General features: G+C 44.7%; 17 protein-coding genes. 16 read left to right on the plus strand and 1 reads right to left on the minus strand.

Annotated features, from left to right (window positions below):
- Nucleotides 1-585 precede the first annotated feature (585 nt).
- From ONV78_RS26185 to ONV78_RS26260, 16 genes are all read left to right on the plus strand, one after another.
- Nucleotides 586-948: a hypothetical protein gene (locus ONV78_RS26185; RefSeq protein WP_279507411.1), complete on the plus strand. Its 363-nt coding sequence runs from the start codon at nucleotides 586-588 to the stop codon at nucleotides 946-948.
- Between the two features lie 425 nt (nucleotides 949-1,373).
- Nucleotides 1,374-2,108: an SMI1/KNR4 family protein gene (locus ONV78_RS26190; RefSeq protein WP_279507413.1), complete on the plus strand. Its 735-nt coding sequence runs from the start codon at nucleotides 1,374-1,376 to the stop codon at nucleotides 2,106-2,108.
- Nucleotides 2,109-2,524: 416 nt separating this feature from the next.
- Entirely contained in the window at nucleotides 2,525-2,968 is a 444-nt protein-coding gene (locus tag ONV78_RS26195; RefSeq protein WP_279507414.1) for a hypothetical protein, read from the plus strand.
- A gap of 327 nt (nucleotides 2,969-3,295) precedes the next feature.
- Entirely contained in the window at nucleotides 3,296-3,877 is a 582-nt protein-coding gene (locus ONV78_RS26200; RefSeq protein WP_279507416.1) for a hypothetical protein, read from the plus strand.
- A gap of 212 nt (nucleotides 3,878-4,089) precedes the next feature.
- Nucleotides 4,090-4,356 (plus strand): hypothetical protein, encoded by a 267-nt coding sequence (locus tag ONV78_RS26205; RefSeq protein ID WP_279507418.1) that lies wholly within the window; start codon nucleotides 4,090-4,092, stop codon nucleotides 4,354-4,356.
- Between the two features lie 111 nt (nucleotides 4,357-4,467).
- Entirely contained in the window at nucleotides 4,468-4,917 is a 450-nt protein-coding gene (locus tag ONV78_RS26210; protein ID WP_279507421.1) for a hypothetical protein, read from the plus strand.
- An 81-nt stretch (nucleotides 4,918-4,998) separates the two neighbouring features.
- Nucleotides 4,999-5,289 carry a hypothetical protein gene (locus ONV78_RS26215; RefSeq protein ID WP_279507422.1) on the plus strand — a complete coding sequence of 97 codons (291 nt, stop codon included), beginning with the start codon at nucleotides 4,999-5,001 and terminating at the stop codon, nucleotides 5,287-5,289.
- A gap of 142 nt (nucleotides 5,290-5,431) precedes the next feature.
- Complete coding sequence (locus tag ONV78_RS26220; protein ID WP_279507423.1) at nucleotides 5,432-5,728, plus strand: hypothetical protein; 297 nt, start codon at nucleotides 5,432-5,434, stop codon at nucleotides 5,726-5,728.
- An 83-nt stretch (nucleotides 5,729-5,811) separates the two neighbouring features.
- Entirely contained in the window at nucleotides 5,812-6,165 is a 354-nt protein-coding gene (locus tag ONV78_RS26225) for a hypothetical protein (RefSeq protein ID WP_279507425.1), read from the plus strand.
- 87 nt (nucleotides 6,166-6,252) lie between these two features.
- Nucleotides 6,253-6,573: a barstar family protein gene (locus tag ONV78_RS26230; protein WP_279507427.1), complete on the plus strand. Its 321-nt coding sequence runs from the start codon at nucleotides 6,253-6,255 to the stop codon at nucleotides 6,571-6,573.
- A gap of 31 nt (nucleotides 6,574-6,604) precedes the next feature.
- Entirely contained in the window at nucleotides 6,605-6,976 is a 372-nt protein-coding gene (locus ONV78_RS26235) for a hypothetical protein (RefSeq protein WP_279507428.1), read from the plus strand.
- A 92-nt stretch (nucleotides 6,977-7,068) separates the two neighbouring features.
- Complete coding sequence (locus ONV78_RS26240; protein WP_279507429.1) at nucleotides 7,069-7,368, plus strand: hypothetical protein; 300 nt, start codon at nucleotides 7,069-7,071, stop codon at nucleotides 7,366-7,368.
- A gap of 1,012 nt (nucleotides 7,369-8,380) precedes the next feature.
- Nucleotides 8,381-9,040: a hypothetical protein gene (locus ONV78_RS26245; protein WP_279507431.1), complete on the plus strand. Its 660-nt coding sequence runs from the start codon at nucleotides 8,381-8,383 to the stop codon at nucleotides 9,038-9,040.
- Nucleotides 9,041-9,412: 372 nt separating this feature from the next.
- Nucleotides 9,413-9,616, plus strand: coding sequence for a transposase (locus ONV78_RS26250; protein WP_279507432.1), 204 nt, complete (start codon nucleotides 9,413-9,415; stop codon nucleotides 9,614-9,616).
- A gap of 667 nt (nucleotides 9,617-10,283) precedes the next feature.
- Nucleotides 10,284-10,526, plus strand: a complete 243-nt coding sequence (locus tag ONV78_RS26255) for a hypothetical protein (RefSeq protein ID WP_216739405.1) — start codon at nucleotides 10,284-10,286, stop codon at nucleotides 10,524-10,526.
- Between the two features lie 65 nt (nucleotides 10,527-10,591).
- Complete coding sequence (locus ONV78_RS26260; RefSeq protein ID WP_279507434.1) at nucleotides 10,592-10,780, plus strand: hypothetical protein; 189 nt, start codon at nucleotides 10,592-10,594, stop codon at nucleotides 10,778-10,780.
- 140 nt (nucleotides 10,781-10,920) lie between these two features.
- Here ONV78_RS26260 and ONV78_RS26265 read toward each other — a convergent pair whose 3' ends face one another.
- Complete coding sequence (locus ONV78_RS26265) at nucleotides 10,921-12,207, minus strand: HAMP domain-containing sensor histidine kinase (RefSeq protein ID WP_279507435.1); 1,287 nt, start codon at nucleotides 12,205-12,207, stop codon at nucleotides 10,921-10,923.
- Nucleotides 12,208-12,385: the final 178 nt, after the last annotated feature.

A 12,385-nucleotide genomic window follows, 5' to 3' on the forward strand; every position in this document is an offset into this window, starting at 1 on the left:
GTGTTAAATTTAGATCCGAATTATTTGTAAATGAATTAGAAAAAAGAAAGAATAAATTTGAGAAAATTGGTTGCCCAATTGACGCGGATATTATTTATGCCAAACAATTACTCGGCGACCACACTTAACAAGGTACTACTGGCAGACAATTTCTCCGCTGCGCTACAAAATCGCAGCAGAGTACGACGTTAAGTGTCTTAGAAAATGAGCAACCGAACTTGGGCTTGCATTGAGTGCAAGCAAAAATACAGAAGAGATCAGAATTCAGAGAAAGCAGTCAAGTGCGCAATATGCGGCAATGTCTGCGAACAAGTTCATTGGAAAATTAGGGTTCCATCTCCAAAGAAAGATAGAGAATGGAAAAATTTTTGGTCTGTGTATCTAAAAGAAAAAGAACAACTTGATAAGTTCTACAATAATCAGCTAGTTGAAGAGGTGATATTAGATATACACAATATGCGGTTAGTACCAAGGCTCAAAAAATGACACTTAACAAGTTTAGGCATGCTCGCCTTTCGGCTGGACCTTCGCTGCTACGCAGCTCGGCCCATGCTAAAGGCGTTATGCATAATCGAGAGTTTATCTATGGATGCTAAGGCAATAATAGAGGGTATTGAATCTGGGGATATCCTTCCAAAAGACCTAATTTTAAATATTGATATCGATGCATACTTAGATAAACGTGATAGCGATGGAGCATTTGAAAGAAAACTATTGGCGGCCTTTGATGATGTTGCTGATATAGATAACGATCAGATAGATGGTTATCAAGAGTTGCACTTGAAGATATTCAATTTTATCGATTCTTTAGTGGGGGTGTCAGAGTTGTCTTGTTATGTTGCTGAAGACTTTGAAGTAATATTAAAAGGCATTTATAAAGGGCTTAGTAATGAGTTTCTTGAAGATATGTTAAAACAATACTTAAGTGGAAAGCTACCAAATGCATAACAAGTTGTTCAACGTGCCGCCTGGCGGCGCACGTTACCAAGGTGTTATGTAGCAAAAGCTATATGACCGATAAATACAAAAAATATATTAAGGGTATCGATTTCTCGCGAATGCCAGATGTGGCGAGACCAACCATGATTGCACTTGGTCAATCCCAATACGGTGAAGAGCCAGATCAAAATTGTCCACGTTGTGGGTCAAAAATCATTGTTGAGTCAAAAACCTTGAATAATGAAGCCAGGCCGTGTGCGTGGTTTATTTCATGTAACTGCGGGGCTTGTAATGGTTCTTTTCGTGGCTTGTGATCTAAAGTCACATAACAAGGTGGTGTTGTCGCCTGCGGCTGGGATCTCCATTCCGCTGGCGCTCCACTACGGCCCCAAACCACGGCGTTATACCTTTACAGCCGGCTAGCAAAATAATATATGAGAGAAGATATCTATCTAGTTGATGATCGCCTGAATTTGGTTGCAGAGGATGAAATAGATGCTGCGGAGGATCGGCTTGGAATAAATCTTCCTCAGGGATATAGGAATTTCCTGCTTCAATTTGGAAAAGGGACGCTGTGTGGACTTATTGATATACCCTCTCCTGATAAAATTACTCAGGTTTCGCTGAATTGTCTCTGGGCCAGAGGGCGAAATATTCTGGATGAAGCCGAAATAATTGCGTCTTTCGAGATTGCATCAACAATCGATGCTGATTCGATTATATATTGCCCGGATAGCGAGCGAGATATATATGTTTTACCTCGACACGATGACACCATATACTGGATAGATAAATGCTTTAGTGATCCCACTATCTGGTATTCAGATGTTGGGGTGGTTCGCGAGAAAGAGCCTTTCAAGTATTTCGAATCCTTGGTGGATCGCTCTTGTATAGAAGTCATATTTCAAGATGACCACTTTGCTTCTCAAAAAGTTGTATCTTCAATCAAAGCGACGTTTGAAGAAAGCGGTAGTGTATTGCATCATGCATACAAAGAATGTCAGTTGATATTTGTGAGAGAACTTTCTGCGATTATTGAGGTTGGTCAAGCTGGTAATTATATCCGTTTTGATTTTAACCCAATGAATGAAAATAGAATTTTATCACTGATTTCAAGTTTGGAATCTGAGGGTGTGTTCAGTGGCTATAAATTGATTTTTCACATGTAGTCAGCGGTATAACAAGTTGCAGCAAGGGCTCCAGTGCAAAGCGTTATGGGTGATTCAATGAGGAATATACCACTTCTATCACTGACTTTATTTTGCTGCTCTTCTTTTGCAGAAGTTGATTCCGTTATAGTTTTTGATGCTGAGTTCAATAAAATAAACGAGTTAACTAAGCAAAAATATATATAGGCCTTTCACACATTTGGCAAACCAAATCTGGGTCTGAAAAAAAGATAAAAATGAATTGGTCAAAGGGTTTCAAAATAGATATATCAGTGGCTTCATTTTTTTAGTTCGCGCTTAGTAAACTGCTTGTCGCAATGCTCCATAAGCCACTCTTAGGCGTATCAGTGATCTGATTTTCGGTATAGAGAACTGCTGCGATTTCCCTGAGGCTTAGCTCCGATTGTGATCCGGACATGAAAGGCTACTCCCTTTTGCGCTCCGACAGCGGGCCCAAGCCGGGACAAATCCTGGTCTATGGCGGCGTTATCAACCGCCGGGATTTGTCCAACGTTCCGCATGAAGTGCGCCTGTCATCGACGCCGCGGCAGCGTGGTAAAGCGGGCGTGTATGTTTCCGCCACGGTCATTAACCCGGAACACTTTGACATGACGGATGAGGCGTTTGCGGAGCTGGAAGACACGTATACCGCCGGCATTATGAACGCCTTGGGGGAAGGCCAGATCCTGGTTTGTGGCGAAGGCGGAGATATCGAGATCGGCGACTACATTGTCACCTCAAGCCGTCCTGGCGTTGGCATGCGCCAGGATGATGACGTGCTGCGCAGCTACGCCATCGCAGAGGCCCGCGAGGCGGTTAACTGGATAGAGGAGGGAAGCGACGAGAGTGATCTCGTGTAAGTATCTTTGTGGTTGAGGAGGGCGCTCCTCCCCACCTCTGCGCAGTTTGAGTAAATGCCGAGTTTGTGAAATTGGGGTTAGGCTCTCAGCTTCAATGGAAACTGGTTCTGGAAAGTGCTTTGATTCAATAAGTTGGGATCTGGCTTGTTGTGATAACGAGCCCCCCAAGAAAGTGTATATACGCACGCACGGTTTTTAGAAAATGAGATGGTTTTACTTTTCGGGGTCTTTACACTGGAATCAGTGAACTGGAGGGGGTATCTTCGAAGTCTTGAAATTGAAAAACGCACATGCGCGATATACAAATGTTAAGCCTCCAGGAGCGATATGAACGTACCGTCTATTTATAGGTGCATAACTGAAAACCCAGAAGTAGTAGACATTTTGGGCTGGCCATTCGATTTCGAAATCTGTGAGCCATTTTTGCTATCTAATAACTGGCCAATATTACTGTCAAAAGAACTTGTAGTTTTAGCAGAGGACGGTACTGGCGGTGCTTATACCATCCTTGAAAATATTGAACCCGAAAAATCGCCAGTGGTCTTTTTAAGCTCTGAAGGTCAAGCGGGAATGGTAGCAGCTAATTTAGCAGAATTTATTGCTGTCATGGTTGCATTGCCATACTGGCGTGATTTATTAAAATTTTCTGCCAGCGGAAAGCTTAGTGAAATGTACAAAGCTGTTCCATTTCTAAAAAGGGAAGAGCTAGAGGATGAGCCAGATATCTTTAGTAAAAAAGATGTCATTTACCAAGCTCTTATTTTACCGCATCTCGCCGATCCAGTTCAGACGCTTTTTGATTCGGTAATGTCAGGTATAAACATTGAAATAAACGCAACTGATGGTACTCCTTATGAAGGTTTATTCAATACTTTTAGTGTCAGTGATAATAAATCGTGGAAACGTTGATTTTGGCATGGCTTAACAAGTCAAAGCACTCGGACTTGGTAAAGCTGTCACCTTTTTTGTCCCAAAAAACACCAAGCCGGTGTTTGAGGCGTTAAATTTCTACAGGTATCGAGATGAAGTGTTATAAACACCAAGACATAGATGCAATCGGATTGTGCAAAAGCTGCCACAAGGGAGTATGTCCCGAGTGTTCGGTGCTAGTAGGCGGGGCTGTGGCGTGTGCAGAATCTTACCAAGAGGATGTTGCCGCCCTCAATTACATGGTTGAGCGTGGCAAGAAAGTTTATAAGAATCTGGGTAAGCAATGGGGTCCTTCCGTAATCATAAATGGTGTTGGTGGTGTATTCTTCCTGGTCTTTGGCCTATACAATTTTGGCCGAACTTCATCTTGGCTTCTAATCGGCCTTGGTGCAATTATGATTGTTGGCGGTATTATGAGTGCAGTTCAAGGAAAGCGCATAGGCGAGCAAAAAAAGTAACAAGTCAATGAGTATCACCCCTTCGGAGCTGGACCTACACTCCGCGGCTTCGTCGCTGTGTTCCGGCCTTTTATTGAGGTGTTATGTCAATAAGGTGGCTATTACATATATATGAATAAGAAAAATTTCCATTTAATTACAGAAGAGCGAACTCAAAGTTGTTTTTCTGCGCGAAGTTTTATATTGGAGCATCAAGAAAATCTATTTTTCTTAGTAGACTACTTCAGAGTACGTTTAAATACTGGAGCCAGCTTTTATGGAAATGCCGATACTGAGCCTGTTAAGAGCCAGTCGCATATCTATGGCTGTTCCAGTTGTGAGCGCTGGTTAAACAACGAAGTACCAAGAAAGTACACTGCAAGGCCATTCGCGATGGCACATTATTGTTGTAGCGGGATGTATGTGGCTGTAGAGGAAAATGAACAATGCATGAATAGTATCGTTAAATTTGATGAGTTTGCTACTTCTGATGGTGGCCAATGGCGTATTGGAAACTTGTTTATTTCATATTGCCCATGGTGCGGAATTAGATTGCCTTATAAGTCATTTAGGGATTGTTAATATTTTAAATGCGCAATTTGAAAATGAGAAGTTATCGATTGTATGTAATTTAGACTTAACAATAAGCTCAAAAGGACAAATGTGAATAGAGAGTCTTTCAGAAAATCTATAGTTGATGACCTTTTGTATTATAAAGATTACTGGGCTGAATATTCGGATACTGTTGATCCTCTGAGGGTTATAAACTGGATCTCCTCGGAGAATGAAGATGGCTACTATGAATATTTCCTGTGTGTAATTGACGAGGTTGCAGCAAGAAAAGGGCGAGAAATAGAGAAAGTGTTAACCAATGCAGGTGCTGAGTCTCTTTACCCTTTGGCAAAAATAAAAGTAAATTCGGCTTCCCAAAAAATGGAAGTTAAAGGTATATGAAAGCGACTGTATCAAAACCTAACAAGCGGCATCAGTCTGACAGCCAATACTACGCCATTTTTGCGTTACTCGCTGTCGCTCAAACATTAACACAAAACTGGCTCCGTACTATCTGCAGCTTTGCCGGGCCTTAAGTGTCTTTATGAATATTTCACACATATTAAGTGTTGAGGAATTGAGAGACGGTGGCTCGCTAATTGTAAGCTTTCAATCTGATGATTCATGTGTGTATTGGTTAATGTTTCCTAAGGCTGGCTATGAGGGAGAGAAGGTTGTTTTTGGCTCTCCAGCTTTAATAAACAGAACTACAAGTATTGAAATTAAATTAGATTGGAGTAGTGCAAATGCTTGGCTCCATAGATTGGAAACCTATATTGTCAACGGTGAACATCGAAATTTAATTGATAAAATGCAGGGTGTAATAGATGCCCACACTTAACAAGTCGCTCAAGTACACTCCGGCCTCCGCGGGACGGCTTACGCTACTCTTCAGCCACCCCTTGGTAAGGCGTTAGGACTAGCATGAGCACAGATATAAAAGTGTTGCTTGAGCACTTAATATCAGACGAATGGGTTTTGGTTGATGTTGACCCTATTTATTCTTCTGATAGAAACTCGAAAAGGCGAGAGGCTTTATACGAGCTTAAGCATGCTGAGTTGCCTAGCAATGTCAGCAAAGGGGCTAAGTATTGGTTTGAAGGTGATGACGCTCTAGATTTTGTTGCTGCCTTAAGTATCTTGGACGCTTGTGCTCTTTGGCATAGAACGGAGTTAAATTCGAATCAGCTTGAAATGAATTTACAGGGCCAACTGACAACATATTTTGGCTTATGGGAACCTGATTTTGAAAGATGGAGGGTGATTGTTGCAATTTAGTCAAACCAGTCCTAACAAAGCGCTGCTAGGGAAAAACCTACGCTGTGCTTCGGTTTTCCCCAGAGCACGGCGTTATAGCTATAGACCATGCAAATAAATGTAGAGTCAGTTACATCAGAAAAGGAGCTTCATGCAGTTCTGGCAAGGAGCTTGGGGTTTCCTGAGTTTTACGGGAAAAATTGGGATGCATTCTGGGATTCTATCACTGGGCTTGTGGCAATGCCGAATGAACTGGAATTTATCGGCTCGGCGCATCTCCGCACCGTGCTCCCCGAGGCGTACCAAAAACTTAGAAGTTGCCTAGCGGAGCTTAAACAGCAATTCCCAGAACGTGACATGGAACTAAAAGGCTATAACCATGCCAGGCTCAGTGACGGCTTTTCCATTGCGGCTTCGCCTACATTCTAAAGTCGCGCGTGCTGGCGGCGTTGTGTATTTCATGAAAATTGACGACTATCAAATAGCTCTGACTCAAGGAAAAACACTAAAAGGAAACATTTTAGTGGATGAACAATATTCTTTTGAGGTTTATGGTCCTTTTGGACAAGGATACAATATTCGTATACTAAATTTTCTGAAAAAGATAACTTTAAATTATCACTGGCGTAATGGCCCAGGAGCTACAGTTCGGACACCTGGTGGTACATATGAAATGTCCGATTCTAGTATATTTAAGGCTGGTAAAAAGATTTTACAGATAGATCAAAATGGAAACTTTGAACCTATAAGTGATTCATACGCAATGGCTTTATTCGTACTAAACCATTATTTTTGGAATAAAACCGGCCCGTTTAAGCGTATAAATACATAACAAGAAAATTAACGCTCGGACTAATAACACTTGGCTTGGCTTGGTTCGCTGCACCCAATAGTATAGCCAAGCATTATGCATTCGAGTGAGCCATGAATCCAGATGAAATAGTTGAAAATCTTAGGTGTTTGGGATGGCGTGAATATACTCGAACGATTCGCTTTGCAATCAAGGAAAATATAGATATTGCAGAGGAGAATTTGATATACGCGATTATTGAAATACCTGAACACTATAAGATCTCGTCATTGGCTCGTTACTCTAATGCTGTAAGGCCTATTAAAAGGTGTTCTTACGAGAGTATAAAGCAAGCAATTATTCAAGAGGAATGTGTGGAGTCTTACAAGGAACATTTACTTCAAGAGTTGGCGAATGCTAAGGCAGTTGAATAAAAAAATAGTAAATCAGCATATCAATAAATGGTCCATTCCAAATTTGCCGCAAATGGCGGCGTTAGGTGATCAATGAAGTTCAAATGCCGCGGATGTGGAGCAACGCTCACAAGAGAATTGAACAGCGATCCCGTCGAGCATTGTGAAGAGGACGGAAAGGATCTCATTCCTGAAGGTTTTACGTTTCAGGATAACGAATGGTCAAATGGACAGTGGGTTATTAATTCGAAAGACAATTTGTCTATGGTAATAATCGATAACCCCAAGAGGCTAAATGGGTGCTGTGATTTAGATGGCTGTGACGGTCCAAATTTGGTCTGTGCATCATGCAAAGCTGAGGTTGCCACAGCTAAATATGACTGTTGGATGCCTCGCCACATAACAATATTGAAGGAGGGCTCCGATGCAGTCACCTAACAAATCAATCAACTTCGCGCCTGCGGCGCCGGACGCTCGCCGGTTATTTTGGCGTTAGAAGTCACAAGTTGAATTCAGTATCGACCAGAGATATCATAGGGAAGGCCTATGCCTATGCCTATGCCTATGCCTATGCCTATGCCTATGCCTATGCCTATGCCTATGCCTAGCCTTGGTGCGGAAAGGTGATACTGAATCAAAATTCGGATTTCAGCTTTGCCCGCGCTGTAGTGGGCGCGGCACAATTGGTATTGAACTAATTGTAGGCTGTGCTCACACAACCTATCTTGAAACTTGTAACGAATGCGGCGGAGAAGCATTCGTACCAGTACCAGCCCTCTAACAACTGGTTCGAATCGTTCGCTTCGCTCATGGGGACGGGCCAAAGCCCCCCTTAATAAAACGTTAGGAAACCTCTGAAAAACGTTGGCGAGACCGCCAGTGCAAGGAAAAAGTCGGCGAAAAGCGCAGTTTATCGTGAATAAATGAGCATTTTGAGCCGACTTTTAACGCCGCAATGGCAATGCAGGTAGTTTTTCAGAGGTTCCTCAGCCAAAAGCTTTATCAACCAAAGTAGAGAAAGTGGAAGTTAGTAATGTTTAAGAAAGTATGTGGATTAGTATTTGTTTATTTAATATTTACGGGGTGTACTACTGTAAAGCATATTCCACTTTCCGAGAGTCAGTCTCAGGAATTAAAGGGAAAGACTGTAGTTACATCAAATTACAAGATGCCTGACTTTGCGGCAATTACTGCAGGAAAAGCTGTATTCGGAGTTGTGGGTGCAGCTGCAACGATTTCTGCTGGAAATGCGATTGTAGCGGAAAATGAAATTCCTGATCCTGCATTAGCGATAAAAGCAGGACTAATTGAAAAAATGAAAATATCTAGAGGGGTTGTTGTTCAAGAAGATTCTGGAGTTGAGTCATCTAGCGATTCTCTATCGGATTTAGTTGCTGAACATTCATCATCAGATTACATCTTAGATGTAAAAACATTTAATTGGATGTTTATCTATTATCCTACAGATTGGGCGCATTATAAGATCACGTATAGTGCGAGGATGCGATTAATTGATACTTACAATAAAAAAATTATTTCTGAAACAATGTGCAGTTCCGTTCAGGGTGACGATAATAATCCTCCCACTAAAGATGACCTACTGAATAATAAAGCTGAGTTGCTGAAGGATTATTTAAGTAAAGCCTCAGCTACATGTGTAGACCTTTTGTCATCACAAGTCTTAATGCTTTAGAAATTGCGAAATAGGCTAATATAATGATGCGGCGGATAGCTATAATTTGTCACCAATTTTGAAAAACAACGCAAAATATGTCGCCAACTTATAGCTACCGCTGATCATGGCGTTAAGTTTCGCCACTACACGTCGTTTTGAGTATTATGAAAGAAGATTTTCCACCTAAAGAGAGCTTGCTTTACAAAACGTCTTTTGAATCCGCTGAGCAGGAGCGTGAAGCAATGTGTAAGGAGCTAAATGCAGAAGCCTCATAAAGAGGTGTTCAATGACCAGAAAGCGACGCTCCTTTTCACCCGAGTTCAAGCAGGAAGCCGCGAGGCTTGTACTTGACCAAGGGTATACCTTTTCTCAGGCCAGCACCTCCTCGATGTGGGAGAGAATGCCCTTCAGCGCTGGGTGAAACAGCTGTCAGAAGAACGTGATGGCTCCACTCCCAAGGGCAAGGCCCTCACTCCAGAGCAGCGGCGAATTCAGGAACTTGAAGCCCGTTGCAAACGTTTGGAGCAGGAAAAGGGCATTTTAAAAAAGGCTGCTGCGCTCTTGATGTTGGACGAAATCAGTCGTACGCGCTAATAGACCACTTGAGTGAGCAAGGCCAGTGGAAATGATCTGTAAAGTGTTGGCGACAGTCACTCCAGTTATTGCGAACATCGTTAGCGCCGTGGTTATATCAACGTTGAACGTCTGCAGTTACGAGCCAGGGTGCAGCGAATATTCACTCAAAGTCGACGCTCTGCGGGGAGTCGGACAATTGCGCGTGCGCTCAATGATGAAGGCGTGATGATAGGGCGTTTTAAGGCCCGTAGCCTGATGCATGAATCAGGGTTCGTCTGTAAGCAGCCAGGATCTCTAATAATGAGGTAGCTCCTGTTGTAGCTGAAGAAAAACTTAAAACAATGTCCGGGATTGGTTGACCACTAATTGTTCTGCATTCGGTTAGTTTACCTTTTTGCTTTCCATTGGCGTCCATTCTTATTAAAAAGCCCCGCTTATGCGGGGTTTCTCATATCCCGAATTTGTAAACTTTGCACTCATACAGTCGGGTGATTACTTGCCCGCTTATCCGGGTGGCTATTGACCCGCTTTTTTCTTTTTCTGATAAATGGGGCTCGTGTCTATCAGAGGCGTATGCCGTGTTTCTGTGGCTTGTCCTGGCGTATCAGGAGAGATGATCTCTCCTGGGCTGGCGCGCAACTTGCTGCACTGGAAAGGGAAGAGTTGTTGCAAAGGAGTATTGCTTATGGAAATGGAGCATGAGGACGATGTCTTGATAGTGGGCCGGAAAATTCTGGAGTACCTGCAAAGTCACCCCTCTGCGGCGGACTCGTTGCAAGGTGTGGTGCGCTGGTGGCTGGCGGGGGAGGAGGCATGCTCTTGGGACAGTGTGCAACGGGCGCTTGAGGGATTGCTGCGTCAGGGCGTTATTGGGCGGCGCATTCTGAGTGACGGCGGCGTAATCTACTATTCCCTTGAAAAGTCTTGAGATGAACGCATGTAAGAAAGTAAGACGAGTCTTAGCTCATGGTGTAGTTAAAATAGGAGTAGCCAATGAAACCCGATGAATTCATGAAGAAGTATGGTTTTGTAGAAGAGGACGAAAAAGAGCACAGTTTGCAGGAAAACGCCAAAGAACGGGCCAGGCATATACATCGACCTAATGCCGGAACGCCCTTTGATTGGGAGGATTGGGAGCGTTATCGCAAAGAGCATGACGTAGAGGAGGGCGAGGCTGACTAGTTGATTACACTGTCAGCCCTCCAGTATCAACTGTGGCCAGGTTTAACTTGGTCATGGCTTGGTTCCCCGACATGTAGCTCATACTTTATGTCCTGAGCCATATCACCATCATCTCCAACAGGCGTGATGGGTAAATTAATTCAATTAGCCCGAGGCAGTTCCAAAAAGAAGCGGCACCCCCCCTTCGGCAGGTTCTGGAAGCCGATGCGTCCCTGATGTTGCTCCATGATGGCTTTGCAGATATAGAGGCCGAGTCCTGAGCCGCCGGTGCTGCGGTTGGCGGCGGTGTCGCCTTGAGCGAAGCGGGTGAACAGGCGCTTGGCGAGTTCCGGTGTGATGCCGGGCCCTTGGTCGATGACGTCGATGTATAACCGCTCTGGGGTATCTTTGAGCGCGACTTTGATCTCCCCACCATGAGGGGAGAATTTGAGGGCGTTGGAAAGAAGATTCTGCAGCACTTGCAATAAGCGATCATGGTCTGCGTTTATCAAGTCCGTATCCTGGCGTTGAAAATGTAGCGTCACATTCTGGAGTGAGGCGGCTGGAGAGATAGTGTCCACGGCCTCCTGAATAAGTTCAGCCGGGTTTAAAGGCGCTATGTCCAGGGTGAGCCGGCCCGACTCGATACGCTCAATGTCCAGCACCTCATTTACCAGCTTAACCAGTCGAATCGTGTTGTTGCAGGCCATCTGCAGCATATGGGCTTTTTGCTCCGGGTTGTGATCAAAGCGTCCGCTCTGCAACAGCCCCAATGACCCCTGAATTGCGGTTAAAGGCGTGCGTAATTCGTGGCTGACCACGGCGACCCATTCCCGGCGTATATGGTCAAGCCGGTCTTTTTCCATCTCGGCGCGACGCCGCGCTTCCTCATAGATGTATGCGATGATGGCGACAAAGCTCATCGATGCGACGCTGGCGGATAACCGACCTGCCAGCGAATCTTCCCAGCCTTTGCCCTGAATCAGCCCGGTGTTGTGGGCTCCAAGTATTGCGAGCAGGCCGATGGCTGCAAGCAGGACAATCCCCGGCGCACGATATTTATCGCCGACAAAGCTCGCGATCAGGGGTAGCGCGGGCAACCAGGTCAGCACGCGAGAGGTGAGGCCGCCATCGCTCCAGGCGGTGGCGAGAATGATGAAGAGCGTGGACAGCAAGAGCAGGTCCGCCGCCAAGCCAGGTCGTCCTGTCAGCCAGAGTGCAATCAAGCCGGATAACAACGATGGCGTGGCGAAGGCGACGACCAGCGTGGAGGCGGTCCAGCCGTCAGTGGCGTAGCGCACCAGCGCCATCGTGGCGGCGCTGATGAAGCCATAGAACAGCAGGCCGACGAGCACCCTCTGGCGGCTTAGTTGCGCCTCGGATAGAGACGCGCCGCCAGGAATAAGTCGGTCGAGCAGACTGACGTGCAGCTCTTTGAGTCTTCTCATCGGGCGTCGCGTTTTTGGCTGGGCTTTCCGGTGTTCCATCCATCGCCGGCAATACGATCGCTGAAGAGTAGGGCGGGTTGAAACCAGAGAAAGGCCAGCCCTTGTAGGCGCTGAAGTCAGTCTACTGTTTAGCTATCAGTTTAGACGAGAAATCAAGGCGGTTTAGACTAAAAATCAA

Source organism: Hahella sp. CR1, from assembly GCF_029813005.1.
Classification (GTDB): domain Bacteria; phylum Pseudomonadota; class Gammaproteobacteria; order Pseudomonadales; family Oleiphilaceae; genus Hahella.

Excerpts from the sequence above, each read along its gene's own strand:
- ONV78_RS26185 (WP_279507411.1), top strand. The coding sequence starts at position 586 with ATGGATGCTAAGGCAATAATAGAGGGTATTGAATCTGGGGATATCCTT.
- ONV78_RS26190 (WP_279507413.1), top strand. The coding sequence starts at position 1,374 with ATGAGAGAAGATATCTATCTAGTTGATGATCGCCTGAATTTGGTTGCA.
- ONV78_RS26195 (WP_279507414.1), top strand. The coding sequence starts at position 2,525 with ATGAAAGGCTACTCCCTTTTGCGCTCCGACAGCGGGCCCAAGCCGGGA.
- ONV78_RS26200 (WP_279507416.1), top strand. The coding sequence starts at position 3,296 with ATGAACGTACCGTCTATTTATAGGTGCATAACTGAAAACCCAGAAGTA.
- ONV78_RS26210 (WP_279507421.1), top strand. The coding sequence starts at position 4,468 with ATGAATAAGAAAAATTTCCATTTAATTACAGAAGAGCGAACTCAAAGT.
- ONV78_RS26220 (WP_279507423.1), top strand. The coding sequence starts at position 5,432 with ATGAATATTTCACACATATTAAGTGTTGAGGAATTGAGAGACGGTGGC.
- ONV78_RS26225 (WP_279507425.1), top strand. The coding sequence starts at position 5,812 with ATGAGCACAGATATAAAAGTGTTGCTTGAGCACTTAATATCAGACGAA.
- ONV78_RS26230 (WP_279507427.1), top strand. The coding sequence starts at position 6,253 with ATGCAAATAAATGTAGAGTCAGTTACATCAGAAAAGGAGCTTCATGCA.
- ONV78_RS26235 (WP_279507428.1), top strand. The coding sequence starts at position 6,605 with ATGAAAATTGACGACTATCAAATAGCTCTGACTCAAGGAAAAACACTA.
- ONV78_RS26240 (WP_279507429.1), top strand. The coding sequence starts at position 7,069 with ATGAATCCAGATGAAATAGTTGAAAATCTTAGGTGTTTGGGATGGCGT.
- ONV78_RS26245 (WP_279507431.1), top strand. The coding sequence starts at position 8,381 with ATGTTTAAGAAAGTATGTGGATTAGTATTTGTTTATTTAATATTTACG.
- ONV78_RS26255 (WP_216739405.1), top strand. The coding sequence starts at position 10,284 with ATGGAAATGGAGCATGAGGACGATGTCTTGATAGTGGGCCGGAAAATT.
- ONV78_RS26260 (WP_279507434.1), top strand. The coding sequence starts at position 10,592 with ATGAAACCCGATGAATTCATGAAGAAGTATGGTTTTGTAGAAGAGGAC.
- ONV78_RS26265 (WP_279507435.1), bottom strand. The coding sequence starts at position 12,207 with ATGAGAAGACTCAAAGAGCTGCACGTCAGTCTGCTCGACCGACTTATT.